The 25,540-nt window shown below is 63.5% G+C and carries 20 protein-coding genes; 6 read left to right on the top strand and 14 right to left on the bottom strand.

Annotation, left to right across the window (positions count from 1 at the left end):
* Window positions 1-42: 42 nt before the first annotated feature.
* Window positions 43-1,623, bottom strand: coding sequence for an aldehyde dehydrogenase (NADP(+)) (locus E1956_RS32920; RefSeq protein WP_134757081.1), 1,581 nt, complete (start codon window positions 1,621-1,623; stop codon window positions 43-45).
* A gap of 215 nt (window positions 1,624-1,838) precedes the next feature.
* Between E1956_RS32920 and E1956_RS32915 the strand changes: the two genes are divergently transcribed.
* Entirely contained in the window at window positions 1,839-2,900 is a 1,062-nt protein-coding gene (locus E1956_RS32915; RefSeq protein WP_134757079.1) for a catalase family peroxidase, read from the top strand.
* On the top strand, window positions 2,897-3,430 hold the full coding sequence (locus tag E1956_RS32910; protein ID WP_134757076.1) for a cytochrome b: 534 nt from the start codon (window positions 2,897-2,899) through the stop codon (window positions 3,428-3,430). The genes E1956_RS32915 and E1956_RS32910 overlap by 4 nt, the downstream gene beginning before the upstream one ends.
* Window positions 3,431-3,615: 185 nt before the next feature.
* Here the strand turns inward: E1956_RS32910 and E1956_RS32905 are convergent, their stop codons facing one another.
* Genes E1956_RS32905 through E1956_RS32890 form a run of 4 tightly spaced genes read right to left on the bottom strand, consistent with a single transcriptional unit; the run spans window position 3,616 to window position 8,632 of the window.
* A complete protein-coding gene (locus E1956_RS32905) occupies window positions 3,616-4,482 on the bottom strand; it encodes a fumarylacetoacetate hydrolase family protein (protein WP_134757074.1) in 867 nt (288 codons plus the stop codon).
* 30 nt (window positions 4,483-4,512) lie between these two features.
* The gene (gene glcF, locus E1956_RS32900) at window positions 4,513-5,904 is read right to left on the bottom strand and encodes a glycolate oxidase subunit GlcF (protein WP_197732934.1); all 1,392 of its coding nucleotides are present in this window, start codon (window positions 5,902-5,904) and stop codon (window positions 4,513-4,515) included.
* Between the two features lies 1 nt (window position 5,905).
* Window positions 5,906-7,126 (bottom strand): FAD-binding protein, encoded by a 1,221-nt coding sequence (locus tag E1956_RS32895; RefSeq protein ID WP_134757070.1) that lies wholly within the window; start codon window positions 7,124-7,126, stop codon window positions 5,906-5,908.
* Window positions 7,127-7,138: 12 nt separating this feature from the next.
* Complete coding sequence (locus E1956_RS32890; protein ID WP_134757068.1) at window positions 7,139-8,632, bottom strand: FAD-linked oxidase C-terminal domain-containing protein; 1,494 nt, start codon at window positions 8,630-8,632, stop codon at window positions 7,139-7,141.
* A 297-nt stretch (window positions 8,633-8,929) separates the two neighbouring features.
* On the opposite strand from E1956_RS32890, the gene E1956_RS32885 reads away from it, so the two are divergent.
* Window positions 8,930-9,805 (top strand): alpha/beta fold hydrolase, encoded by an 876-nt coding sequence (locus E1956_RS32885; RefSeq protein ID WP_134757066.1) that lies wholly within the window; start codon window positions 8,930-8,932, stop codon window positions 9,803-9,805.
* A gap of 126 nt (window positions 9,806-9,931) precedes the next feature.
* On the opposite strand, the gene E1956_RS32880 is transcribed toward E1956_RS32885, so the two are convergent.
* Window positions 9,932-10,756: an alpha/beta fold hydrolase gene (locus E1956_RS32880; protein WP_134757064.1), complete on the bottom strand. Its 825-nt coding sequence runs from the start codon at window positions 10,754-10,756 to the stop codon at window positions 9,932-9,934.
* 286 nt (window positions 10,757-11,042) lie between these two features.
* Window positions 11,043-12,416, bottom strand: a complete 1,374-nt coding sequence (locus E1956_RS32875; protein ID WP_134757062.1) for an MFS transporter — start codon at window positions 12,414-12,416, stop codon at window positions 11,043-11,045.
* A 335-nt stretch (window positions 12,417-12,751) separates the two neighbouring features.
* Between E1956_RS32875 and E1956_RS32870 the strand changes: the two genes are divergently transcribed.
* Window positions 12,752-13,774 carry an MBL fold metallo-hydrolase gene (locus E1956_RS32870; RefSeq protein WP_134757939.1) on the top strand — a complete coding sequence of 341 codons (1,023 nt, stop codon included), beginning with the start codon at window positions 12,752-12,754 and terminating at the stop codon, window positions 13,772-13,774.
* A gap of 392 nt (window positions 13,775-14,166) precedes the next feature.
* Here E1956_RS32870 and E1956_RS32865 read toward each other — a convergent pair whose 3' ends face one another.
* Together E1956_RS32865 and E1956_RS32860 are read right to left on the bottom strand one after the other, a co-directional pair.
* Complete coding sequence (locus E1956_RS32865; protein WP_134757060.1) at window positions 14,167-14,850, bottom strand: HD domain-containing protein; 684 nt, start codon at window positions 14,848-14,850, stop codon at window positions 14,167-14,169.
* A 34-nt stretch (window positions 14,851-14,884) separates the two neighbouring features.
* Complete coding sequence (locus E1956_RS32860; protein ID WP_134757058.1) at window positions 14,885-16,762, bottom strand: amidohydrolase; 1,878 nt, start codon at window positions 16,760-16,762, stop codon at window positions 14,885-14,887.
* A gap of 264 nt (window positions 16,763-17,026) precedes the next feature.
* Here E1956_RS32860 and E1956_RS47090 point away from each other — a divergent pair, with 264 nt between their 5' ends.
* Window positions 17,027-17,314, top strand: a complete 288-nt coding sequence (locus E1956_RS47090; RefSeq protein WP_232071937.1) for a hypothetical protein — start codon at window positions 17,027-17,029, stop codon at window positions 17,312-17,314.
* Window positions 17,280-17,591, top strand: a complete 312-nt coding sequence (locus tag E1956_RS47760) for a DUF3331 domain-containing protein (protein ID WP_418789331.1) — start codon at window positions 17,280-17,282, stop codon at window positions 17,589-17,591. The genes E1956_RS47090 and E1956_RS47760 overlap by 35 nt, the downstream gene beginning before the upstream one ends.
* A 36-nt stretch (window positions 17,592-17,627) precedes the next feature.
* On the opposite strand, the gene E1956_RS32850 is transcribed toward E1956_RS47760, so the two are convergent.
* The 5 genes from E1956_RS32850 to poxB all read right to left on the bottom strand — a co-directional run bounded on the left by E1956_RS32850 (window position 17,628) and on the right by poxB (window position 25,522).
* Window positions 17,628-20,552 carry a winged helix-turn-helix domain-containing protein gene (locus tag E1956_RS32850; protein WP_134757054.1) on the bottom strand — a complete coding sequence of 975 codons (2,925 nt, stop codon included), beginning with the start codon at window positions 20,550-20,552 and terminating at the stop codon, window positions 17,628-17,630.
* A 468-nt stretch (window positions 20,553-21,020) separates the two neighbouring features.
* Window positions 21,021-22,088 carry a porin gene (locus E1956_RS32845; RefSeq protein ID WP_134757052.1) on the bottom strand — a complete coding sequence of 356 codons (1,068 nt, stop codon included), beginning with the start codon at window positions 22,086-22,088 and terminating at the stop codon, window positions 21,021-21,023.
* A gap of 214 nt (window positions 22,089-22,302) precedes the next feature.
* A complete protein-coding gene (locus tag E1956_RS32840; RefSeq protein ID WP_134757050.1) occupies window positions 22,303-22,959 on the bottom strand; it encodes a c-type cytochrome in 657 nt (218 codons plus the stop codon).
* A 524-nt stretch (window positions 22,960-23,483) separates the two neighbouring features.
* Window positions 23,484-23,765 carry a YciI family protein gene (locus E1956_RS32835; RefSeq protein WP_134757048.1) on the bottom strand — a complete coding sequence of 94 codons (282 nt, stop codon included), beginning with the start codon at window positions 23,763-23,765 and terminating at the stop codon, window positions 23,484-23,486.
* Window positions 23,766-23,800: 35 nt separating this feature from the next.
* Window positions 23,801-25,522 (bottom strand): ubiquinone-dependent pyruvate dehydrogenase, encoded by a 1,722-nt coding sequence (gene poxB, locus E1956_RS32830; RefSeq protein ID WP_134757046.1) that lies wholly within the window; start codon window positions 25,520-25,522, stop codon window positions 23,801-23,803.
* Window positions 25,523-25,540: the final 18 nt, after the last annotated feature.

The raw sequence follows: 25,540 nt of genomic DNA, 5'->3' as shown, positions 1-25,540 counted from the left end.
GTCTGCGCGGATCGGGGGCCGCAAGAATGGCCCCCGATCCGCTTAGCGCAGTTCGAGTTCTCCGTCCCGCACACGCCATAGCGAGAGCGGATTGTCGTCACGCAAGGCAGGCGGCAGCAGTGCCTCCGGCAGATTCTCGTAGCAGATGGGCTTCAGGAAGCGGTCGATTGCCGTCGCGCCCACCGACGTGAAACGCGGGTCGGACGTCGCGGGGAAAGGTCCGCCGTGCACGGTGGCGTAGCCAATCTCCACCATGTTCGAGAATTTATTCGCGAGGATGCGATTCGTCTTGTCTTCGACGACGGGCAGCAATCGCTTCGCCAGGTCCATGTCTTCCGGTTCCAGATGCAATGCGACAGTGAGTTGCCCCCGCAGGCTCGCAGCGACCGCCAGCATCTGCTCGGCATCCCGGCAGCGCACGAGCATGGCAGCCGGTCCGAACATCTCGCCCGCGAGTGAGGGCGTGGCGAGCACTTCCGCCGCGGCGAGCTCGAAAATTTCCGATTGCCCTTCAAAGCGTGCTTGCGGTGCACGTCCTTTCGCAATCGACGTGCTCGAAGGGGCCACGCGGCTGCGCTCGGCCTCGCTGCAATAATGGTCGTGGATACCCGGACTCAACATCGGTTCCGCCGCAACGCCGCTTAGTGCCTCCCCCAATGCGTCGCGCAGCGCGCCGTATCCTTCTCCTTCGATCGCCACGATCAGTCCCGGCTTCAGGCACATCTGGCCGACACCGGCCGTCATGCGCTCGACAAAAATCGCCGCGAAATCATGCGCCCGCTTGCGCAGCGCGTGTGGCAGTACGAAGTTCGGATTCGCACTGGTCATTTCGGCGAACACAGGGATGGGCACTGGACGCGCCGCGCCGCGGCGCACCAGTGTCATGCCGCCGCTTTCAGAACCGGTGAACGCAACCGCCCGGATGGCCGGATGATCGACCAACGCCTCGCCAACCGCGTTGCCCGCCGCGATCAACATGGAAAATACCCCTTCGTGCAGGCAGCATTGCGCTACCGCCGCCTGTATCGCTTTGCCGATCAGTTCCGAGGTCCCCGGGTGTGACCCGTGAGCCTTGACGACAACCGGACAACCGGCCGCGAGCGCCGATGCCGTGTCGCCGCCCGCAACCGAATAGAGGATCGGAAAGTTGCTCGCCCCGAAGACGGCAACCGGACCGAGCGGCACCTTCTGCATGCGCAGGTCGGCCTTCGGAAGCGGCAGGCGATCGACGTCGCCCGAGTCGATGGTGGCATGGCGCCAGTGTCCACGGCGCACCACCTCCGCAAACAGTCTCAGCTGACCGGCCGTGCGTGCGGTCTCGCCCTTGATGCGCTCGACAGACAGTCCCGTTTCGCTGGCTGCGCGTTCGTAGAGCACGTCGCCCAGCGCCAGGAGATTGTCGGCTGCACATGAGAGGAAGGCACTACGCGAGGCCGGCGATGTCTCGCGATACGACTCGAAGGCTTGCAGCGCTAGCTTGCATGCATCGTCCACGTCCTGGTGCGACGCGATGCCGAACGGCGGCTCGATTTCCGCGCCGCGACGCGGATCGAACGCCTTGAACGTACCGGCACCGCCGAAGCGCGAACGCTTCCCAACCGGCATTTCGCCAGTGATCTTCATGAGACTTCTCCTGATTGATTGGATAACGCATTCACGAGCGAATACCAGACAGCCTGCCCCGGTTAAGCCTGAAAAGTCTTGAAGCGAGCGTGAATATTTGTTCTCAGAACTAAGAGCACGGATCGAAGCAGGCGCACCATCAGCAGCCAACCGGCAAGATTCCACGACTGCTGCTAGATTGGCCGCATGACGAATGCCAGCTACAGGAGGGGCCGATGACAGACCGCCCAGACAGTGCGACTAACCCCGTCCGCTCTCTCATATTGATTGCCGTCGTCGTGCTCGCACTCATCGTGGCGTTCGCGGGCACTGCCGGCTGGCTTTCTTCCGAACGGCTCACGCCCGCCAGGCTCGTCGACAAAATGGCGCCTCCCGGCGGCGCAATACCGGGCTTCCGGCGCAATCACGCAAAAGGCATCTGCTTCACGGGCCGCTTCGAGTCCAACGGCAACGCAGCGGCGCTCACAAAAGCGCCGATGTTCGCGGCCGGCTCCTGGCAGGTCACCGGTCGATTCAACCTGTCTACGCCTGACCCGCATACGCCCGACCCGGCTGTTCGCGTGCGGGGGTTCAGCATTCGCGTTGTCACACCGGGTGGAAGCGAATGGCGCTCCGCGATGATCAACGCGCCCTTCTTCGCCGTGTCGACGCCAAACGCTCTCTACGAATTGCTGAGCGCGGCTGCGCGCAAGGACGACCCGGACGCGATGAAAGCGTTTGCCGCCGCTCACCCCGAGTTCGCCAACTACGTCGCGTGGGCGTCTCACGCGCCGTACAGCGCGTCCTTCTCCGAGGATCGCTACAACAGTCTCAACAGCTTTGTCTTCACCAACGCTGCGGGACGCGCTCGCACGGTGCGCTGGTCTTTTCTGCCGACCGTTCCGGCAGAAACGCTAAGCGCCGAAGCAATCAGAAAACGGGCGCCCGATTTCCTCGAGACTGACATTACCGAGCGCGTGCGCGCCGCACCACAACGCTGGACGATGATCGTCACGGTCGCGAATTCAGGCGACCCCACTGCGGACCCGAGCAAACCCTGGCCGGACGATCGATACACCGTGAACGCCGGCACGCTGGTGGTCAAAGCCATCGAACCCGAGCCAGGCGGGCCGTGCCGCGACATCAATTTCGACCCCACCGTACTGCCCTCCGGCATCAGCGTCTCCGACGATCCATTCCCGTCGGCACGCTCGGCCGCCTACTCGGTGTCGTTCAATCGAAGGGCGGCAGAAGACCGGTACTACCCACACGCAGCGGAAAAAGGAGCCGAACCATGAGTGCAAAGTCCAGTCGCTTCACGCCGCTCCAGCGTACCTTGCACTGGCTCATGGCGGCCGGCATCCTGGCGATGCTGTTCATCGGCGTTGGAATGGTGTCGACCATTGGACCCGACTATCTTCGGCTAGTGTCGATTCACAAAGCGCTCGGGGTCGCGATCCTCGCGCTCGCCCTGCTTCGCCTGATGCTCAGGCTGCTGCGCGGCACCCCGCCCCTGCCGGCGCAGATGCCTGAAGCGATGAAGCTGGCCGCGCATCTATCACACGTCGTGCTCTATTTCCTGATGATCGCGCTCCCGCTGATCGGCTGGGGCATGTTGTCGGCTGCCGACTACCCCGTCGTGCTGTGCGGCGTGCGGCTACCGTCGATCCTGCCGCATAGCAACGCACTGCATTCGCTTTTGTGGAACGCACACCGCTTCCTCGCATTCAGCCTCTTCGCGTTGATCGTCCTCCATATCGCGGCGGCCTTGCTTCACGCGCTGGTCAGGCGCGACGGCGTATTCCGGACGATGGCGTCGTGGCGCTAAGCCGTTTGCTACGGATATCTAACCATCCCATCCGGCAGGTATCTGGAAACGTTCGACTGCGAAAGTGACGGCAGCCATTCTTGCGGATCGCCGTCGATCCGAAAGAATGGCGCTCGTCAAAAGGTGGATGTCCATGGCATGGGCTCGGTCAGAAAAGCCAAACCGGCCACGCCATCGCGAAGATGTCAGCGTGCGTTCGTGCTGCCGCCAACGACCGGATTGCGCAGGATGCCGATCTTTTCGATTTCCACCTCACACACGTCGCCGGGCTTCATCCACAGCGGCGGCTTGTGCGCCATGCCGACGCCCGCGGGCGTGCCCGTGACGATCACGTCGCCAGCTTCCAGCGTGAAGGTCACGCTCAGCAGCGAGACCAGCGTCGCCACGTCGAACACCATGTCGGCGGTGTCGGCGTCCTGCACGATCTCGCCGTTCAGGCGCGTTTGCAGCCTGAGGCCCTTGCAGCCCGGCGGCAGCGCCACGGAAGGCACGAAATACGGTCCGAGCGCGCCGGTGCCGTCGAAGTTTTTGCCCATCGTCCATTGCGGCGTGCGGAACTGGAAATCGCGCAGCGTGGCGTCATTGAAAACGCTGTATCCGGCGACGTGGTCCAGCGCGGATTCGACGGGAATATGCCGCCCCCCCTTGCCGATGACCGCGACCAGTTCGCCTTCGTAGTCGAGCTGCGACGACTCGGGCGGCACGGCGATCGCATCGTAGGGGCCCGTCAGGCTGGTGGCGAAGCGCGCAAAGACCGTCGGATAGTCGGGCTCTTCGAAGCCGGCTTCAGCCGAATGATCGCGGTAGTTCAACCCGACGCAAACGATCTTCCCGGGCCGCGACAACGGCGCGAGCACGCGGACCTTCGCGATATCGACCGGATGCCCTTGCTCCACCGTTTTCGCGACGGCTTCGAGATTGGCCCCGTCTGCGATCAGCCGATCGAGATTCCCTGGGTAGCCCTCCTCGTCGGCAAACAGGCCGGTCCAGTGGGCGTTGCGCTCGACCGCGAGGCCGCGGCGTCCATTCAGTTCAAATGCGGCAAAACGCATGACATTCTCCTCAGCATGAATGTTAGGACTTCAGATCGTTGGATTGCTGCCCGCTACCGGTCCGGACGCACTTTCGGACACGGCCTTTTCGAGCTGGGCGCTGCCCGGCGGCTTCGAGCCGCGCAAGGCTTGCGGCTCCGGGCCGCCCGTCGCCCAGTCGAGCAATTCGACGGTATGAACGAAAGGAATCCCCACGGCGTCGGCCAGTTGGGTCATGCAGCCGATGTTGCCGGTGGCGGCAACGGCGGCGTCGACCGAACGAATGGACCATGCCTTGCGCCGCTTCAGCTCGCCGGCAATCTCGGGCTGAAGCAGGTTATAGATGCCCGCCGAACCACAGCACATGAAACTGTCGGGCGGCTCGGCGACCTCGAAGCCCGCCTTGCGCAACAGATCCAGGGGCTGGTGCACGATATGCTGGCCGTGCTGCATCGAACACGGCGCGTGATAGACGACGCGCATCGAGGCCGTGCGCTCGGGACGCACGAGATCGGCATTCAGGCCGATATCCGTCATGAACTCGGTCACGTCCTTCGCCAGCGCGCTCACGCGCGCGGCCCGCTCCGCCCATGCCGGATCGTGGCGCAGCGCATGGCCATAGGCCTTGACTGCCGTGCCGCATCCCGACGCGTTGATGATGATCGCATCGATCGAATCGCCCGCCCCGGCTTCGCGCAGCCAGGCCTCGATATTCGCCTTCATCATCGGCTGCGCCTGCTCGGCCATGCCCATGTGATCCGAAAGCGCGCCGCAGCAGCCGGCGCCGCGCGCGACGACCACTTCCACGCCGTGGCGCTGCAGCAGCCGGATCGTCGCTTCGTTGATGCCGGGTTCGAGCACCTTCTGCACACAGCCGCTCAGCATGCTGACGCGCGCGCGGCGCGGCCCTTGCGCCGGGAAGACCTGCGGCCGGTCCACCGCACTCGGGCGGCGCGCCGCATGACCGGGAAGCGCATCGAGCATGGCGCGCAGCGTGCCGGGAAAGAGGCTGCGCATCGGGCGCGCGGCACGGCCCGCAATCAGCGCCATGCGAAAGAGCCCGGGACTCGGGACCAGCTTCGCCAGCAGATGACGCATGCCCCGCTGCACCGCGGGGCGCGGGTAGTGCGCCTCGATATGCTCCCGGCTCTGCCCGATCAGCTTCGAGTACTTGACGCCCGAAGGGCAAATCGCCTCGCACGCGAGACAGCTCAGGCAGCGGTCGAGATGTTTTACGGTCATCTCGTCGGGCGTGCCGCCCTTCTCGAGCATGTTGCGCATCAGCACGATGCGCCCGCGTGGGCTGTCGTTTTCGTCGTGACGGACCTGATAGGTCGGACAATGCGATAGACAGATGCCGCAATGCACGCAGGTGCGGATGATGTCGTTGGAAAGCGCGAGGTCCGGGGAAGCCAGCGCTTCCGGAGAGAGATCAGTTCTCACTTCAGGTGTCTCCACTGGCGGCCCGGCCCAGCTTGCCTGGGTTGAGCACGCCGTTCGGGTCGAATGCATGGCGGACCCGCTCGGCAAGCCCGTCGAGTCCCCCTGATTTCGGCTGGAAAGCGCCGGTTTCGCGGCGTAAGGCGTCGGGCGCGCGCAGCAGGGTTGCCGTGCCGCCCACGTCGCGCGCCGCTTCCCGCAAACCGGCGGCGCACTCGCGCGCCGCATCGGCCGCCATCGCGACGAAAACACGGCTGCCACCCCAGTCGTAAAGCGCTTCGGCACCGAGGCCCGCCACGACTTGCGCCGCGTAGTTGGACGGCAGCGCGAGACGCCACACGCAGGTCTGTGCAACGGAGGCAAAGTCGCCAAGATCGCGTTGCCTTGTCCAGAACGCGCGGCTTTCGTCCTCGACGATCACGCGCATCGCCGCGCTGCTGCCCACGCGGTGAACGATCTCCTGCTGGCGCGCGGCGACCGACTCGCGCCACCCTTCAAGACGAAATGCCGTGTGCGAAGGTGTGTCGCGCGCGCCACCCAGATGCACGGCCCCACTCACTTCCAGTGGCGCGCGCAAAAGCTCGCTGGAAAGGTAAAGCGCCTGCGCGTCGTCGAGCCCTTCGACCACGACCGTCGATTCGAACGACGGCATCGGATGGACCTTCAGCGTCACCGAGGTCAGCGCCGCCAGCACGCCGAATGAGCCGGTCATCAGCCGTGGAATGTCGTACCCGGTGACGTTCTTGACCGTGCGCCCGCCCCCCTTGAACGGCTCGCCCAGGCCGTTGACGCCTTCGACGCCGAGCACGGCATCGCGCGCGGAGCCGGCGAGCACGCGGCGCGGCCCCGCGAGATTGCAGGCCACAACACCGCCCACGGTCTCTAGCGTCGGCTCCGCACCGAAAAAAGCCGCATAGCCCGGCGGCTCGAAAGCCAGATGCTGTCGCTGTGCCGCCAGCGTCTCCCGCAGCTCGGCGAGCCGTGTGCCCGCATGGACCTTGACGACCAGCTCCTCCGGCTCGTAGAACACGATGCCGGCAAGCGCGGAAAGATCGAGCACGGCGTCGGCGCTGACCGGGTCGCCCAGGCCGCGCTTCGTTGCGCCGCCAACAATCTCCAGCGTATGACCCGCCAGATTGGCATCGACGATGAGCCCGGCCAGCTCGGCCGGATTGGCGGGACGCAGCGCAATCGCCGGCGGGCTCCTTTCGATGGAAGTCGACATGATCGCAGCGCCTCAGAAACGCGGAATATCGGGGAAGCGAAGGTGACCGCCGCTGATGCGCAGGCGCCCGGTCTCCACACATCGGCAAGGCGTGGGAAACATCTTGCCTGGATTGAGCAGTTCGTCAGGGTCGAAGACGCATTTGAGCAGCTGCTGCTGGGCCAAATCCGACTCCCCGAACTGATAAGGCATCAAGTCGCGCTTCTCCACGCCGACGCCGTGTTCGCCCGTCAGCACACCGCCGAGGTCGACGCAGGCCTTGAGAATATCGGCGCCGAATTGCTCGGCCCTCTCGAGCTCGCCGGGGTTCGCCGAATCGAACAGCACCATCGGGTGCAGGTTGCCGTCCCCGGCGTGAAAACAGTTCGCATATTGGAGCCCATATTGCCGGGACAGCGCGTCGACGCGGCGCAGAATCTCCGGCAGTTGCGCGCGCGGGATCGTGCCGTCCGTCACATAGACGTCCCGCGCGATCTTGCCCATCGCGCCGAATGCGACCTTGCGGCTGCGCCATAGCCTTTCGCGCTCCGCTTCGCTCTCGCTCACGCGCACCTCGACAGGATTGAACCGCGCTGCGATCGCCTCGACCCGCTTGACGAGCATATCGACCTCGACTGTCGTGCCGTCCAGCTCGCAGAGCAGCAGCGCGTCGACCTGCGCGGCGTGCGGCTCGCCCAGCATCGACGCCACGGCGTCCACCACCTTGCGGTCCATGAACTCGAGTCCCGCGGGAATGATGCCGTCGGCAAGGATCGCGCCGACGCAGCGGCTCGCGTCATCCACGCTCGCAAAGCCCATTGAAAGCACGCGCGCAACAGGAGGTAGCGGCGTGAGGCGCACCGTGATCTCGGTGATCATGGCGAGGAGCCCCTCCGAGCCGATCAGGACTCCCAAGAGATCGAGCTCGCCGTCGTTCGCGCCGACGAAGCCACCGCCGAATCGCACCACCTCGCCGGTAATGAGCACGGCCTCGACGCCCACAACATGATTGGCCGTGACGCCGTATTTGAGGCAATGCACGCCGCCGGAATTCTCCGCGACGTTGCCGCCTACGGTGGCGATGACCTGGCTCGATGGATCGGGCATGTAGCAGAGCCCCAGATGCCGGACCGCCTCGGTCACGCGCACATTCGGCACGCCGGGCTGAACCCGCGCGACGCGATTGTGCTCGTCGATCTCGACGATGCGGTTCATGCGCGCCGTGCCGAGCACGATGCCGTCCTCGATCGGCAACGCGCCGCCCGATAGCGACGTGCCCGAACCGCGCGGCACGATCTTGATGCCCGACCTGTGGCAGTACGCCAGCACCTGCCGGACCTCTTCGGTGCTTTGCGGCAACACGACCAGCAGCGGCAGCGCGCGATAGACCGCGAGTCCATCGCTTTCGTAAGGGCGCCGCTCGGCTTCGTCATCGAGCACCCATTCGTGGCCAACAATCTGGCGCAGCATGGACGCGATCGACTCGCGCCGTTGAATGAGCGACGTATTGACGGCAGGCATTTTCATGTGCGGTTTCCCGTTGCTCGTACCAGCAATCCAGAGTGCGTTCCAATACCGACGTGGCATTGATACATCGTGGCACGGTTGGCACCCGTTGGCATTAACAACGGCTGAATTGTAGTGAATCCGCTCAACAGAAATTTTAAGAACGCTTTACTGGACGGAGGCATCGACCGACAGCACTATGCCCTATGCAGGTTTGATACGGTTCCTTTGGACTGTTAATGGTCAACGCAGCCTTTCTCCCAGGGCCAGATCCGCGCCTTGTTCCCACGCAATTCAAACCCATCAAGAGACTCGCATATGAACACCATCGTTGAGTCGGCGACCAGTCATACCGTTCGAGCCAACGGCATACGCCAGCACTATTTCGACGCCGGCTCCGGCCCGGCCGTCGTTCTGCTTCACGGCTTTCCGGAAACGAACTATGCGTGGCGGTATCAGATACCGGTGCTTGCGCAGCAGTATCGTGTAATCGCACCCGATTTGCGGGGTTACGGCGAAACCGACAAGCCCGCATCGGGATACGACAAGCGCAACATGGCTCAAGACCTCGTCGCGCTGCTCGACCATCTCGCCATCGATAAAATCGCACTCGTCGGTCACGATCGCGGCGCCCGCGTGGCGACGCGCTTCGCGAAGGATCACGCCGCGCGCCTCGACCGGCTCGTCGTCCTCGACAACGTGCCCACGCGGGTGGTGGCCCAAAACCTGAATCCGCAAACCGCGCGCGCGTACTGGTTTTTTCTTTTTCACCTCGTGCCCGACCTGCCGGAAGTCCTGATTCAGGGACGAGAGGCGCAATGGCTGCAGCACTTCTTCACCGACTGGTGCTACAACCCACACGCGATATCGGGCGAAGCATTCGACACCTACGTCAGGGCCTATCAGCGGCCTGGCGCCGTTCGCGGTGCGATGGCGGACTACCGGGCGAATGCCGAAGACGTGCAGCAGGATCTCGTGGACGCTGAAGTGAAGATCGCCTGCCCGACCATGGCCATCTGGGGCGAGAACTTCTATGCGGTCGGCGAAATGTTCGACATGAAGGCCGTCTGGGAAGGCATGGCGAGCAATTTGCGCGCCGAACCCATCGCGCAATGCGGACACCTTCCGCAAGAAGAGCAGCCCGAGCGCGTCAACGCTTTGCTGCTCGATTTCCTGAAAGGGTGGAAGGGCTAAAGCCGGCACGGGACCGTAGCTGCTTGCGCCACGGTCTTTTTCGAGCGAGCCGGCCGGGATGACCACCACGCCCGATCAACGGGCGTGGCGGCCACCGGCTCCTGAGTCACTTGCCCTGTCTTGCCGCTAAACGGCGCGATTGCGCAATGCCTGCGCGAACTTCAACAGGTCGCGATTCAACTGCTCTTCGTGCGTCAACGTGAGCGCATGCGGCGCACCGTCATAAACCACGAGCGTTGAACCCGCAATGCGTTGCGCCGCGAGACGTGAAGTCAGCTCCAAAGGCGCGGATTGATCGTCGCCGCCATGAATGATCAGTGCGGGAACCGACATCTTTCGCAGATCCTCTTCGAAGTCCGTTTCTGAAAACGCGGTGACGCATTCGGCCATGGCCTTGAGGCTGCACTGCAGACCCATGGTCTGGAGCCATCCGAGCGTCGCCGCAGTGACGGTCGAACCCTCCCGGTTCGCGCCTGCGAAGGGACGATTGAAGTTTTCGAGGAAGGTCGGTCGATCTCCGAGAACGCCGGCACGCATGCCCTCGAAGACACTCGGGGGCACACCGTTTTTAATCAGCCCGGGCGTAACGGAGCCCATCAGCACCGCGCCAGCCACGCGACGGCTGCCGTACTTCGAGAGGTAGCGGACAACTTCGCCGCCGCCCATCGAGAAGCCCACCAGCACGGCGTCTTCCAGATCCAGATGCGTCATGACGGCATTGAGGTCGTCCGCCAGCGTGTCGTAGTCGTAGCCGTCCCAGGGTTGATCCGAACGCCCAAATCCCCGGCGATCGTATGCGACTGCACGGAAGTCGTTCTCCGCGAAATGCAGCATCTGGGCATCCCACATGTCGGCATTCAGCGGCCAGCCATGAATAAAGACAACGGGACGACCCGCGCCCCAATCTTTGTAGTAAAGGCGGGTCCCGTCCAGGGATTCGAGGAAGCTCATGTACTTCTCCTTTTTAACTTAAGAAGAGGGTTCATCCATTTCCCGAAAGCACGCCGGTTTCCAGCAACGCAGCATGGAGTCGAGAGTGCATGACCCGGTGACTTCACCTCATGACATGCGCAAGGTGCGTGAGTCGAGAGTACAAGATATGTGCCTCGAATTCCTTTTCCGAATCTGAAGATATATAAACACCGACCTGTACAGGAGATTCAAAGATTCAATTTCCCGCAAGAAATCTGAGGAAGGAATCTATGGCAGTCCATAAGGGTCGCGCGGGAATGCGAGGTCAGCGTTGCCCGGCCGTCTCCTGAGTCGTCTCTGCGCCTACGGTGCGATCGGCTCGATTGGGTTTGATCGCACACAGCGCGCCCGCCGCGACCAGCGATGGCACGACGAGCAGGCTGAAGACCGCGTCGATATGCCAGCCGAGTCCCAGCAAGGCAGCGCCCACGAAGGCACTCGCGACGCCGCCGAAGCGCCCGATGCCAAACATCCAGGCTACGCCCGTGGCGCGGCCTTCGGTGGGATACAGCATGGCGGCGTAGGCGGCCATTGACGTGACAGGTGCGGTGACGACAATGCCGCAGCAGAACAACAGTGCCCCCAACAGCACCGGATGGCCCGCGCAGCGCCCCGCGATGAGCACGAGTACGCCCGTCAGCAAGAACGCAGCGACGATGGTGCGCTGAGCGGTCCAGCGGTCCATCAACCAGCCGGCGCACAGGTTGCCGAGCACGCCGCCGAGCGGTAACAGCGAAGCCATCAACGCGCTGTTCTTTACGCCGAAGCCCGAGTCCTGAAACAGCATCGGCATCCAGCCGGCCAGGAGATACCACGTGAGCAGCGCCATGAAGTACGCGACCCACAGCATCAGCGTCGGCCGTTGGTAGCGGGCAGAGAGAACGAGGCCCAGAGCGGCATTTTTCGGTGTGGTCACGCCCGGCGCAGCGGCGTCGAACGACGTGCCATCGTCCATCGACGCTTGCGGTGCGATACGTTTGAGAATCCGGACCACCCTTGCGTGCGTACCCGGACGTGCAGCCAGGAACTGCACCGACTCCGGCAACAGAAGCGCGAGAGGCACCGTGAGCAGGATCGGGACGACCCCGCCAACGACCAGCACGCTGCGCCAGCCGACATGCGGGATGAGCCAGGCCGCCGCCACGCCGCCGGCCATCAGCCCGAACGAAAAGCCCGAGAACATGGCGTTGACCGCCAGGCTACGCACCCGCGCGGGAGCGTACTCCGACATCAAGGTCACCGCGTTCGGCATCGCGGCACCCAGGCCTAGCCCGGTCAGAAAGCGAAACGCCGTTAATTCGCCGATAGTCTGTGCATGCCCGGACACCAGGGTCCACGCGCCAAACCAGGCTACGGACAGGACAAGCATGGCCTTGCGCCCGAAACGATCCGCGACCGGTCCCGTCATGAGCGCGCCGATTGCGACCCCCACCAGTGCTGCGCTCATCACCGGCCCTAGCGCGGATCGACCGATACCCCACTCGCGTACGAGCGACGGCGCGATGAAACCCATCGCGACCGTGTCGTAGCCGTCCACGACCATCACGAGAAAGCCGAGGCAAAAGATCAGCCATTGACAGGGAGAAAGGCGCTGAGCGTCGATGAACTTCTGGATGTCGAGCACGCGGGAAGGATGCATGCGGATGTCTCCGTACGCCGGTCGAGCCAGCAGGTTGTTGTCGAAGAAACGGTAGAGCATCGCTCGGGCACGGCGCGCCATAACGACGCGGCGATGCGTCTGCGCTTAGGGTAGCGATTCTAGAGATTGTCTGACGTTCGACACAACCGGCCCGAAGGCGATTACGCCATTCGGGATTTGCGAATAATTGAAGTGGCGGAATGCGTTCGACAGAATCTTTAAGAACGCTTCACTAGGTGCGGGCGTCAACGGACGCCAAAATGATCAGTGCACGCTTGCCACGGTTCTCCTGGCCTGACCCGCTTCCCTCAACGATGCCCCGACCCATGTCCGCCATGCAGATCAGCCATCCCGTTGTGCGCCAACTCACGCCGCTGCGCAGGCTCGCGGCATGTGCGATTTTCCTTGCGGCGGCAGTGCCGCTGCTGCTCGTGCACGTTTCGTCGGCGCACGCGGCCGCACCGCAGATCCGTACGCAGGGTCCCGGCTTCTACCGCGTGATGCTGGGTTCTTACGAAGTCACCGCCCTGCTCGACGGTACGCACGACTTCCCCGTCGACACGGTGATGACCCACGTGACGCGCGACGAGATCGATCGCGACCTGGCCAGCGACGACCTCTCGCTGCCCTTGCAAGGATCGATCAACGCCTACCTCATCAATACGGGCAACCAGCTCATTTTGATCGACACGGGCGCGGGCGTGCTGTACGGCGACTGCTGCGGCCGCCTCCTCGCGAATCTTCGCGCGGCCGGCTATCGCCCGGAGCAGGTCGACCTGGTGCTGCTCACCCATATGCACAAGGACCACGTTGGCGGCGTCAACGTCAACGGCAAGGCAGCCTTTCCCAACGCGGTCGTGCGCGTCTCGCGCGAGGACGCCACCTATTGGCTCGACTCGCGCAACAAGAGCACGGCGCCGGCCTTCCTGAGCTCGTTCTTCGACGCGGCGGTGCAGTCCGTCGCGCCCTACGTCGCCACCGGGCGCTTCCAGCCGTTCGACGGCGACGCAACACTCGCGCCCGGCATTCACGCCCTTGCGGCCCCTGGCCATACCCCTGGGCACACGGCCTATGTCGTGCAAAGCGGGAACCAGACGCTGCTCGTGTGGGGCGACGTGATCCATGTGGCGTCGATCCAGTTGCGCGATCCGTCCGTGACCGTCGAGTACGACTGGAACGAGGCCACCGCGCAGCAAACGCGCTATGACATGCTGGCGCTCGCCGCAAAGCAGCACTATCTCGTCGCGGCGGCGCATATTGCGTTTCCCGGCCTCGGACATGTGCGGCCGGAAGGGGGTGGCTACCGGTGGATACCGCTCAACTACGATGCCGATCCCGCGAAGCACGCGGCGCCCTAGGGTCTGTTCACATTAGAAACAGGCTTGCGAACGTGCCTTGCCGGGTGCAGTGCAAGGAGGGCGGCGCGCCGTTTGGCCGAGCCAAACAAGCGACGCGCGACGCCGCAATGCGCCCGGCAAGGTACGTTCCCCAATCTTTACCATTTCCATCCAGGGGCTGGCCACCAGAAGGGCCGATCGCCGCGTCATGCTCCTCACGAATACATCGAGTATTCGCTTCGTCGCAATCCTCGCGCTCGGCCCTTCTGGTGGCCAGCGCAAGCCTGTTTCTAATGTGAACAGACCCTAGCCCAATGCCTGCCGCTCGACGTTGGTCAGACTGACGCGACGTGGCCTGCGTGAGCAGCCGCTCGGCGATTCGGCCATCGCCGAAGCCGGGCGGCCGTCGTCGTTCAGCCGTGAAAAGCGCTACCCTGGCCCGGCTGGTTCCAGCGCGAGCCGAGAATCAGCCCGCAAAAGTTCAGTCGGCAATAGTCGGGATCCGTGCGCGCAAGAATGTCGGCGCTCCACGTTCCGCTCGTCGTGTGCGGACGATGCGCGACCCCTCTGGCTATCGCGCGGATCATGTCTTCGTCGAACGTTTCGCCGCGCGGCCAGGCCGCGAGAATCGAATTACGTTCGGCGCATGTGTACGCGTCGTAGTCCATGCCGATGAGATCGGTCCCGGCCCCTTGCGCCAGCAAATGCGCGAGCGCGGATACGTGCACCGGAACGCCGGGCGTGGTGTGCAAGGCGATGGCCCGCCACACATCTTCGGCCACCCGTGGGGAGGCGCCGGCAAGCAGCGAGCGCGCCGCATTGGCGCTGTCCACCTCGTAGCGCTCCGTCGAGCGGGCATAAGCCGCGCTGAGTCCCATGTTCGCGTACATCGCCGCCACAAAGAGCCTTTCCGCGTCGCAGGCACGGTTCTCGCGGCGGGCAGCGAGCGCCGCGAACACGAAGACCCGGTGGGCGTGCCCGACCAGAACGGGCTCGAGCGCAGCGCGGGCATATTCGGCGGCGCGCGTCGCAAACGCGGTCTTTGGAATCCGCACGCCCGCCACTTCGTCCGACGACGCCGCAAGTGCAGGTCTCATTGCGTACTCCGTATGATCGCTGCTGACATGCAGCCTAAATTGCAAAGCAACTGCATCCGAGCGCGCCCCAGAAACCGTTCGCATCGCTGACGGGTGCCGCGCTGCGCCAGGCCCACGCATGCGCATGCCGGTGGATGCCGCACAGATTCGCGCAGGCATCGCCGCACGACTGTTGCAGCGCTGCTGCCGGACGGTAGCGGGCGTAGCCGCCGAATTGCGCGACCGGCGACCAGTCCGGGCTGACCGGCAACGCGGGCGGCGCGAGCGCCTCGAACTCCGCATCGGCGTAGACCACGCGACCGTTCACCACCGTCAGGACAGAAGTCAGCTGCTTGATTCCGCTTTCGTCGATCGTGAAATAGTCTTCGCTCAGCACTGCGAAATCCGCGAGATGTCCCGGCACGAGCGCGCCCTTTTTCCCGTCGTCATTCGAGAACCATGCGCTGCCGAGGGTATAGCGCCGCAACGCTTCCATGCGGTCGAGGCGATCCCGCTGCGCATACATGGGCGTGCCGCCCACCGTGCGCCCCGACACGAGCCAGTGAAGCGCCACGAACGGGTTGTAGCTCGCAACGCGTGTGGCGTCCGTTCCGGCGCCCACCGGCAAGCCGGCCTCCAGCATCTTGCGCACCGGCGGCGTGCGGCCAACGGCTTCGATGCCATAGCGGGCGATGAAGTACTCGCCCTGAAACGCCATGCGATGCTGGATCGCAATGCCGCCGCCAAGCGCCGCGACCCGCTCGATGTTCCGCTCGGAGATCGTCTCGCAGTGGTCGAAGAACCATCGCAGCCCGTCGAATGGCGTATCGCGATTCACACGCTCGAAGACATCGAGAAAACGGCTGATAGATTCTTCATAGGTCGCGTGCAGGCGGAACGGCCAGCGGTTCTGCACGAGCAGCCGCACGACGGCTTCCAGCTCGCGCCCCATGTCCTCTGGCAAATCCGGCCGCGGCTCCAGAAAGTCCTCGAAATCCGCGGCGGAGAATACGAGCATCTCGCCGGCGCCGTTGACCTTGAGGAAGTCGTCGCCGTCGCCTGGCCGGGTGTCCCTCACCCACTTCGCGAAGTCTTCGATCTCGCGCTTCGCGTTCTGGGTGAACAGGTTATAGGCAATGCGCACGGTCATCTCGTTGCGCTTCGCGAGTTCCATGATGACCGAGTAGTCGTCGGGATACGCCTGGTATCCGCCGCCCGCATCGATCGCGCTCGTCACGCCGAGACGATTCAGTTCGCGCATGAACTGGCGCGTGGAATTCATCTGATCGTCGAACCGGAGCTTCGGCCCCTGCGCGAGCGTCGCGTAGAGAATTCCCGCGTTCGGCCTGGCGATCAGCATGCCCGTCACGTTGCCGCGGCGGTCGCGCTGGATCTCGCCGCCAGGCGGGTTGGGCGTGTTCCTCGTGTAGCCGACGGCGCGCAGCGCCGCCGCATTGAGCAGCGCACTATCGTAAAGATGAAGAATGAAGACGGGCGTATCCGGCGCAATCGCGTTGATTTCCTCGAGCGTCGGGCCGCGCTTCTCCACGAACTGGAACTCGTTCCAGCCGCCCACCACCCGCACCCATTGCGGCGCTGGCGTGCGCGCAACCTGCTCGCGGAGCATCCGCAGCGCGTCGGCAAGCGAGGGCACGCCGTCCCAGCGCAGTTCCATGTTGAAATTCAGGCCGCCGCGAATGATATGCAGATGCGAGTCGTTGAGACCCGGAATGACGGTGCGCCCATGCAGGTCAATGCAGCGTGCCCCTGTGCCCGTCCATTGCATCACATCGCGGTCGCTGCCGCTCGCGACAATCCGGCCGTCGGCGACGGCGAGCGCCGTCACGAACGAGCGCTGCTCGTCCTGAGTCGCAATCTTGCCGTTGTAAATCACCAGATCGGCAATGCGGGCCGGTTCGATGGGCGCGCTCATGTCCTCGCTCTCCTTGCCTTGTTTGCTTGCGCCGGTCGCTTCGGAATCGCGCACGGCGACGCCGCCGCGCGCATGGGGAAATGGCCCGGCACCGCAGAGCGCCCAGTTTACGCAGGCATGAGCTGAAAGTCCTGACCGCCACCTTAATCATCATGAAAGCCAGGGCGACGCACGGGAAAAGGTCACTTTCGCTTTGTTGACGCCTCCCGACCCGCTTCGTTCAGGAAACTTCATCCTCAAACTAAGGACGTTTCAGGAAGCACGATGAACAATGGAAGCATCCGTTCGACCCCGACGCGATGTTCTTTCATGCACCTCCCCGAAGAGCAAGCGTGTCCGCGTGACAGCGCCTGGAGCCTGTCGCGCCCATTTGCCAAGGAGCGACTCAATGGATTCTCGTGCAAACAACGAGGCGTGGAAGCAAACCATCATCGCGCTGCAGCATGCTTCGTGTTCATCTGCGGCCGCGGATGCCTCGCAGCTGGGGAACAGAAAACGCCGCGCAACGCCAGCGTCGATGTTGATGAGAACGTCGCAGTCGGCATCGGTTAGCGCACATCCCGGCTATGTTCACGTACTCGAGCGCCTTTCGAGCACCGCTGTCTCGATCTGCTGGTACGACGCCACATGCGGCCATTACGCCGATCAGATCTGGAGGCGCTCCCACTCTCGCCGCAAGACGGTTTGCTCCCTGTCGGGCAGGCCCGTCGAACGCGGAGACGCGATCTACCGCCCCTGTGTACGCGGGCTTCGCCCCGTCAACGCCGAGCACTCGATTCTCGCTTGCGTCCTGGAAAGTCCCGAAGCATTGGCCGCGCAAGCGCTTTAGGGCCACAGATACGACGTGATGGATTGACGAATAGCGTTAGAAGCGGCCATTGCCGGGGAGCGCGTCCGCATGGGTGCTCGCCGCGGTTGCGCCTTTCAGTCTGCGCAGGATTCCGGCGAGCGACCGGATATCGGGAGCCTGCGAATTCAGGTCGAAGCGGCCATCGAAACGCGAGACTAGCGCCGCAGCCTCGATTGTCTCGTTGCGTTCCAGCAAGTGTGTGGCGAGATCGAGCGCGGCGCGCAGTTCCCAGATCGAAGCGCCGTGTTCGCTTGCAAGCGCCATGGCGTCGTTGAGAAAACGCCGGCCTTGCGCTTCGCAATGCGTGCTCAGCTCAGGTGCGCCGCCGTCATGCGCGCGGGCCTGTTGAAGTTCCACGCAGCCTTTGGCTCGCAGAAGTTCAGGCACGAAGTAATGTTCGCCATGCGCCTTGCTGCAGGCAATCGCAGCGTCGAGTCTCGCGCCCGCCTCCGCGAAACGGCCGGCTCGTGCGAGCGCTTCGGCCCACAGGACGATGAACGGCGCAATCACGCGCCGCAAGCCGCGCGCAGCGAGCCGCTGGAGCGCCGGCTCCAATCTGGCGAGCACCGATGCTTCCTCGCCCGAGTGAAAATCGATCTGGACGGCGAGGCATTCGGCGTAGTCTTCCCAGACGGCGAAGCGGTGGCTCGCCACCTGCGAACGCAACAGAGCGAGATAGCACGACGCAGCTTGCAGATCGCCGCATTGCAGTGCGACCGGCACCGCCACGACAGCAAGCAGATGGCTCAGCGAAGGCTCCAGCACGTCCCTGCGGATAGGGTCGAGCGAGCTTTCGACGAGCTGCATGGCTTGCGCCGGCTTGCCCTGCAGCCAGGCGATGCGCGCGAGCGTGCAGTTGCAAAACGCCCGTGGCTCGGCGTACAGAATGCCGCGCGAGGCGTCCGCTGCGTCCAGTTCGCCAAGCGCCGTGACGGCTTCCTCGAGGCGCGCGCGGGCCTGCTCGTGCTCGCCGAAGCAATGGAGCGAAATGGCTACCATCGCACCCGCCAGCTGCTGCTTCCAGTTCGATCCGCTGCGCAGCGCCGCCTGTTCGAAGCGCGTTGCGTGGCGCAGCGATGCGTGAACGTCGGCCGTGGCCAACGTGGTGTTCCAGAGTCCCCACAGGGCGCGCGCCGCGAAGGTGTCGTCACGGGTTTGCTGCGCCAGGCGCAATACGCGTTGCCAATGCGTGATCGCGGCATCCACGTTATCGCCTACATGGACGAGCGTGGAGGCATAGGCCGCGCAGAGCCGCATTTCGCAAAGGGCATCGACAGATCCGGCAGGCAGGGTTTCGAGCACGGTCAACGCGTGTCGCGCGCGCTCGCAACATTCGTACAAGAGCGATGCGTCGAGCAGCGTCCCCACCAGCGCCCCCGCAAAAGCAACACCCTGTGCAGGGTCGCCGTTCTCGGAGAACGCCCAATCGTATGCGGTGCGGACGTCGTCCAGCGAAAGGCGAGCGTCGAAGGGGGCGCCGGCACGGCCCGCTTCGGCAAGGACGAGGCCATTCTCCTCGATCCGCTCTTTCATGTAGCGCATGTGCCGGGCCGCGACGAAATGGAACTCTCCTTCGTCGTGCAGTTTCTCCAACGCATAGGCGCGCGTGCTTTTGGTTAGCCGATAAGTCGCAATGGGGCCGTCGAACATTACGTTCAAAAGCGACTTCTTGGCCAGTTCCCCGAGGCTCGATACCACCGCTGCGACCGACATGCCAGGTTCGGTTGCAATAGCGAAGGCGGCGTCGAACATGAACGTTCCCGTAAAGCACCCGAGGCGCCTGAAGAGAACGCGCGAAGGCTCGTCGAGCAGCCCGTAGCTCCACTCGAACGTCGCACGCAAGGTCTGGTGCCGCGGCAACGCCGAGCGCAATCCGCCCGTGAGCAGGTTCAGGCGGTCGTCGAGCCGCGAGGCGACACCCTCGACGCCGAGGGTCGCCACCCGCGCGGCGGCGAGCTCGATGGCGAGCGGCAGGCCATCGAGTCGCCGACAAATATCGGCGACCATTGCGATGCTATTGCCGTCGGTTGCGCAGTCCGTGGCGAGCGATCGGGCACGGCTCAGGAACAGATCAACCGCCGAATACTCAAGCATCGCGCCGGCCGAAAGCCCGCTCTCGGGCACGCAGAGCGGTTCGAGGCGCAGCACCGACTCGGCCCGGATGTGCAGGGCTTCGCGGCTGGTCACGAGCACGCGCGCCGACGCAATGCGCGAGACGAGCGTTTCCACGAGGTGCGCCACGGCGTCGATCACATGCTCGGCGTTATCGAGCACAAGGAGACACTGCGACGCGGCGAGGACATCGAACAACGCGTCCGTGCAGCGCTGCGCATCCCCCTGTGCGTCCTCCGGGGGCACTTTGAGCGCATCGGCGAGAGCTGCGAGGACTGCCTCGTCCGAGGACGATTTAGTCAGATCGACGACGCATACCGAACGACCATAACGGCCGCGCGTAACGTTTGCGACGTGAAGGGCCAGCGCCGTTTTGCCGATACCGCCAGCACCCACGACCGTCGTGACCACATTCCGATCGATCTGGTTGATGAGCTGTTCGATCTCGGCGTCGCGTCCGATCAGCGGCGAAACGGGCGGCGCCCGCATTTCGATCTGGGGCGCCGGATTGACAGGCGCACGCTCCTCCACCGTACTGGCGTGCCTGACAACAAGAAGATAGCCCCGGCCAGGTACGGTTTTGATCAGATCGCGATCCGCGCCAAGGAGCTTGCGCAACGATGCGATATGGACGTGAATGCAATTCTCTTCGACGATCTGACCAGGCCAGACGTTATCCATGATCTCGTCTTTCGACAGGATGGCGCCCTCGGCACGATAAAGCTCCTCCAGGATATCGAATGCGCGCGCGCCGACCCGCCTCGAAAGGCCATTTTGCTGAATGCTTCGCTGCTCGAAGTTGACTAGCAATGAGCCGATCCGAATCATGGTCCTCTCCCAAAGACTTGGCGAGATCGCAGTGACTTCGATAACTCGTATCTAATCTACGACCTTGCGCAGCGCGCAGTCTACACAAGGTAAAAAGAGGCGTCTTGGACGAAAATGCGCTGCACGCGGTTCGTACGACGATATGACGTGGCGCGATAGCGGTATGCTCGTTGAGGAGCATACCGATTCAGATTCGGGCGCAACAGAGATGATTTGGCACCGGGTCATGTCCTGATGGAATGACCGCGATAGCAGAAAATCGCACAGCAGCAAACGCTACGTGTTGCGCCGAGCGTTGCCGATTTCGGGTGGCGAATCGGAACGCATTTGCGTGAGATCGTAAAGGCTCGCGACCAGGCGCCGAACCCGGCCTAAGCCGGGTTTCGAGGATTTCCGCTATGCGCGCACTTCACCCGGTCAGATGGAGATAATGAACTCGATCCTCAAAGTCGAGTGATCCAGCGCTCGTTAAAAGAAGTGCTCCATCCCCACTACGACGGAACGCTGCTTGAGGCCCGGCGCCGACGGGAACACGCTCGCGACGCCGGTCGTGCCGAGCGCATTGTTGTGCGAGAGGCCGGCTTCGCTATAAACATTCGTGGACTTCGACAGGAAATAATGCACACCGAGCTTGTAGAAATAGCCGTTGCGGTCGCTGTTCACGCGATCGGACAGATACGTATAGTCGGCAACCAGTTGGACGGCGGGCGTGATCCGGTATTGCGCGCCAACCGAGTAGTAGTCCTGGCTCGAGCCCGTCGCCGGGTTCTTGAAGTTCATGAAGTTCAGGCTGCCCCTGAATTTCGACAAGGTGTAGTCGGCGAATACGGTATAGGCGCGCGCGACAGTCTTGTTGGTCAGCCCGGTCGGGTCGTTGCCGTCGATGTAGCCGCCGTTCAGCGAGAAGGGTCCGAGTGTGTAGTAGAGCGCCGCCGAGCGCACGCGCTGGTTCTCGAAGTCGCCAGCCACGCCGCCAAAGCTTTCCAGCGCACTCGCCGTCAAGCCATAGAACGTCGGCGAGGTGTACTTCACCGAATTGTTGGCCCACGTGTATTGCACGCCGGTAAAGCCCGTGAGCGTCTGATAGATCGTGTTCGCGACCGAAGCAAAATTCTCGAAACCGCTCGCGTCCGACTGGTAGAGCACCTCGACGAACGGCGTGTAGTGGCGACCGAACGACAACTGCCCGAGGTTCGCCTGCTTGAGCCCGACCCACGCGCCGCGGTCGAACAGATAGCTGCCAGCCGTGGCGGGCAGGCGCGCGTTCGTCATCGCGCCCGTGCCGGACAGAAAGCCCGACTCGAGCCTGAACAGTGCCTGCGTGCCGCCGCCCAGATCTTCCACGCCGGAAAGAATGAAGCGGCTCGTCACGAGATTGCCCGACCCGAACGCCCATTGACTGTTGTTAGCCGCGTTCGCACCGGATTTGTAGCTGATGCCGCTGTCAATAATGCCTGAGAGCGTCACACTGGATTGCGCATGCGCGTCCACAAGCGCGAGCGAGAGGGCCGAGGCAGCCAATACCTTCTTGTACATCAATGGTCTCCATTTCTGAGCGTGTTTGAACACTGCCCGCGATTTCGCACGGGGCGTTCAAATAGTTAAGTAAATTCGTATTCCTGATTATTTTCCAAGCAATCTGTCGAAACTTTGTGTTTCGACTGGACCTAATACACGTGGCGCTTACGTGCGGGACCTGGCCGCAAGCTGCGCCCAGGTCCCCGATAGTCGGCTTCGGCGTACTTCGCGGTCACTGCTTGAGCGAGGCCACATAGGCCGAGACCTGAGCAATCTCGTCGTCGCTCAGGAGCGGCACGATCAGGCTCATCAGCTTGCCCTTGCCTCCGCGCTGGCCGTCCTTCCAGGCGTGGAGCTGCTCGTTGACGTACGCTTCGTGCTGCCCGGTAATGCGCGGGAAGTCCGGCGCGATACCACCGCCCGTTGCCCGATGGCACGAAATGCACGCAGGTGCGCCTCCCGCGCCGCCGTGGGTATAGATCTCCTTGCCGGCCTCGGCCAAATCCGTATGTGACGTCGCGCCCTGGGTGGGCGTTTGAGCAGCGTAATACTGCGCGAGCGCCTCCATATCGGCATCGCTGAGATCCGTTACCATGGCCTGCATGACCGCGCTGTGACGCAACGGCTTGAGATCGGGCCCGCCCTTGAACTGCGTGAGCTGCTTGTAGAGGTAGGGGGGATACTGTCCGGCAAGCCGTGGGTAGATTTCAGCGACGCTGTTGCCGTCCACGCCGTGGCATGCAGCGCACCGGTTCACGACGAGGTCGTGTACCCGAGCCTGCATTTCGTCGGCACGCGCGTTCGTCACCATGGCCGCAAGTGATGCGAGCACCGCAGCCGTGCCCCATGCAAGCGCGATTGCGTACCGCGCCGATGCGCTTCTCCTCATTGACCCGCCTCCTCTGCTCCGGTGAAGTGGAGCTTAAGAGAAGCTTAAGATAAGGATACGTTTACGTTATTGACGATCAATCGCGTCACTTACCAAATTGACCGGTTTTGTTGAAACGGGAGCGCGCCCTGGCCGAGCCATGCTCATGAAAAAATCGGTCACTCCGGCGGGGGAGGCCGAAGCGACCGACAAGACGAGGAGACACTGCTCGACACTACTTTCTGGACATTCAGGGGCTTACGCACCGCCATTGCAAACAAACTCCCCGCTTGCAAGTGGCTCGGGGTGATCCCGATCGATTTTCGGCAAGACTCTGGCCTCCCTGCGCCTGGCCGTCATTCGTCAGATCCGATGCTCACCCTGCACATCCAGTATCGATCATAGGATGTGGGTTCATAAGAGTCTTGGCTAAAGCCTGAATCGTTCTTAAAAGGCAGAAGGACATCGCCAGCGGTCGCGGTCGCGGTCGCGGTCGCGGTCGCGCGAACATGCGCGGCCTGGCGCCTTGAGTCAATGATCCGCAATCAGCGGTTGTCAACACGCTTCAAGAACGCCCGGATATCGACCGTCTCCCAGATGCCTGCCACGTTGAACGGGTCGCGGGAAGCGAATGCGCGGACGTTCTCAATATCGTCCGCCTCGTAAAGAAAAAAGCTGCCGATCATCGTGCCGTCGAGTTCGGTCAAAGGCCCCGATATCAGCGTGCGCAACGGCGAAGTCTCGAGCCACGCCTTATGTGCGTCATAGTTGGCGAGTCGCCTTTCGACCATGCCTGGATGATCGATGCAATAGACAATGAAATGCATGTTCGCTCCTCCGTGAACGATCGCCCGCTCCGGGTCTAACGCAGATTGGTCTTCGCGAGCTCGATGATCTCGTCGCCCCGGCCGTTCAGCACGGCACGCAGCATGTACAGGCTGAACCCCTTGGCGTGGGCGAGCTCGATCTTCGGGGGCATGGCGAGCTCATGCTTCGCGGTCACGACGTCGACAAGCACCGGGCCGGGGTGAGCCAGCGCGCTCTCGAGGGCCGCTTCGAGTTGCTCCGACTCTTCCACGCGAAAACTGTAGATGCCGGCGCCCTGCGCAATGGCCGCGAAGTCGGTCTTGCTCAGGTCGACATTGGTGTCGAGATAGCCGGCGGATTTCAACTCCATCGAGACAAATCCGAGCAGGCTGTTGTTATAGACGATCACCTTGATCGGCAAGTCGAGCTGACGCGCGGTGAGCAGGTCGCCGAGCAGCATCGACAAGCCGCCGTCACCCGAGAGCGAGATCACCTGGCGCTGCGGCTGGGCCGCCTTCGCGCCCAGCGCCTGCGGCATGGCGTTGGCCATCGACCCATGATTGAACGATCCGTGCAACTGCCGCTTGCCGTTCATCGTGAGGTAGCGTGCGGCCCACAATGTCGGCGTCCCGACGTCGGCCGTGAAGATCGCATCCTCGGCCGCGAGCGTGTCGATCACCTTCGTGAGGTACTGCGGATGAATGGGCTCGCCCGGCGCAGACGGTCGAGCCAGGTCGTCAAGGCCCTGGCGGGCCGACACATAGTGCGCCAGCGCCTTCTCGAGGAAGCCGCGGCTGGTCTTGCGCTGCAGCTTCGGCAGCAGCGCGGCAAGTGTCTCCTTGACCGTGCCCACGAGCCCCAGATCGAGCGGCGCGCGGCGTCCGAGCTGGCCGCCCTTGCGGTCGATCTGCGCGATCTTCGCGTTGGGTGGATAGAACGGACGGTACGGAAAATCGCAGCCGAGCAGCAGCAGCGTGTCGCACGACATCATCGCGTGATAGCCGGAACTGAAGCCGATGAGTCCCGTCATGCCGACGTCGAACGGATTCTCGTACTCGATGAAGGGCTTGCCGCGCAGGGCATGGACGATCGGCGCCCCGAGCGCATCGGCCAGCGCGACGACTTCATCGTGAGCGCCTGCCACGCCGCTTCCGCACATGAGCGTGACTGCTTCGCTGCCGTTGAGCAGCGCGGCAAGCCGGGAGATTTCCGTGTCCGCGGGCACGATGGCAGACGTGCCGCCGGGGCTCCATCGCGGCACCGCATCGGCGGCCTCGCTCAAGGCAACGTCGCCGGGCAGCACGATGACCGCCACGCCACGCTCTTCCACGGCCGTGCGCATCGCGCGTTCGAGCACGCGTGGGAATTGCGACGCGTTGGTCACGAGTTCTGCGAAATGGCTGCACTCCCTGAACAGCTCCTGCGGATGCGTTTCCTGAAAGTAGCCCAGGCCAATCTCGGTCGACGGAATATGGGCTGCTATCACGAGTACAGGCTGATGGTTGCGATGGCAGTCGAACAACCCGTTGATCAGATGCAGATTGCCGGGTCCGCAACTCCCCGCGCACACGGCGAGGCGCCCGCTTGCCGCCGCATCGGCGCCTGCTGCAAAAGCCGCGGCTTCCTCGTGGCGCGTATGCATCCAGCGGATCGTGCCCACCTGGTCGAGGCTGTAGGCGAGTCCATTGAGGCTGTCGCCGGTCACGCCCCAGATGCGTTCTACGCCAGCCGCCGCGAGGGTTCGCGCGAGATATCCTGCGATCGTTTGCCCTGACATTTCCCTCTCCTTGAAAAC

Source organism: Paraburkholderia pallida, from assembly GCF_004524855.1.
In the GTDB taxonomy this organism is placed as follows: domain Bacteria; phylum Pseudomonadota; class Gammaproteobacteria; order Burkholderiales; family Burkholderiaceae; genus Paraburkholderia; species Paraburkholderia oxyphila.
This window is presented reverse-complemented; position numbering and strand designations above follow the sequence as displayed.

Excerpts from the sequence above, each read along its gene's own strand:
- E1956_RS47760 (WP_418789331.1), top strand. The coding sequence starts at position 17,280 with ATGTTGATGAGAACGTCGCAGTCGGCATCGGTTAGCGCACATCCCGGC.
- E1956_RS32910 (WP_134757076.1), top strand. The coding sequence starts at position 2,897 with ATGAGTGCAAAGTCCAGTCGCTTCACGCCGCTCCAGCGTACCTTGCAC.
- E1956_RS47090 (WP_232071937.1), top strand. The coding sequence starts at position 17,027 with ATGAACAATGGAAGCATCCGTTCGACCCCGACGCGATGTTCTTTCATG.
- E1956_RS32860 (WP_134757058.1), bottom strand. The coding sequence starts at position 16,762 with ATGAGCGCGCCCATCGAACCGGCCCGCATTGCCGATCTGGTGATTTAC.
- E1956_RS32865 (WP_134757060.1), bottom strand. The coding sequence starts at position 14,850 with ATGAGACCTGCACTTGCGGCGTCGTCGGACGAAGTGGCGGGCGTGCGG.
- E1956_RS32885 (WP_134757066.1), top strand. The coding sequence starts at position 8,930 with ATGAACACCATCGTTGAGTCGGCGACCAGTCATACCGTTCGAGCCAAC.
- E1956_RS32895 (WP_134757070.1), bottom strand. The coding sequence starts at position 7,126 with ATGTCGACTTCCATCGAAAGGAGCCCGCCGGCGATTGCGCTGCGTCCC.
- E1956_RS32845 (WP_134757052.1), bottom strand. The coding sequence starts at position 22,088 with ATGTACAAGAAGGTATTGGCTGCCTCGGCCCTCTCGCTCGCGCTTGTG.
- E1956_RS32890 (WP_134757068.1), bottom strand. The coding sequence starts at position 8,632 with ATGAAAATGCCTGCCGTCAATACGTCGCTCATTCAACGGCGCGAGTCG.
- E1956_RS32850 (WP_134757054.1), bottom strand. The coding sequence starts at position 20,552 with ATGATTCGGATCGGCTCATTGCTAGTCAACTTCGAGCAGCGAAGCATT.
- E1956_RS32840 (WP_134757050.1), bottom strand. The coding sequence starts at position 22,959 with ATGAGGAGAAGCGCATCGGCGCGGTACGCAATCGCGCTTGCATGGGGC.
- E1956_RS32915 (WP_134757079.1), top strand. The coding sequence starts at position 1,839 with ATGACAGACCGCCCAGACAGTGCGACTAACCCCGTCCGCTCTCTCATA.
- E1956_RS32875 (WP_134757062.1), bottom strand. The coding sequence starts at position 12,416 with ATGCATCCTTCCCGCGTGCTCGACATCCAGAAGTTCATCGACGCTCAG.
- E1956_RS32870 (WP_134757939.1), top strand. The coding sequence starts at position 12,752 with ATGCAGATCAGCCATCCCGTTGTGCGCCAACTCACGCCGCTGCGCAGG.
- E1956_RS32920 (WP_134757081.1), bottom strand. The coding sequence starts at position 1,623 with ATGAAGATCACTGGCGAAATGCCGGTTGGGAAGCGTTCGCGCTTCGGC.
- E1956_RS32880 (WP_134757064.1), bottom strand. The coding sequence starts at position 10,756 with ATGAGCTTCCTCGAATCCCTGGACGGGACCCGCCTTTACTACAAAGAT.
- E1956_RS32835 (WP_134757048.1), bottom strand. The coding sequence starts at position 23,765 with ATGCATTTCATTGTCTATTGCATCGATCATCCAGGCATGGTCGAAAGG.
- poxB (WP_134757046.1), bottom strand. The coding sequence starts at position 25,522 with ATGTCAGGGCAAACGATCGCAGGATATCTCGCGCGAACCCTCGCGGCG.
- E1956_RS32905 (WP_134757074.1), bottom strand. The coding sequence starts at position 4,482 with ATGCGTTTTGCCGCATTTGAACTGAATGGACGCCGCGGCCTCGCGGTC.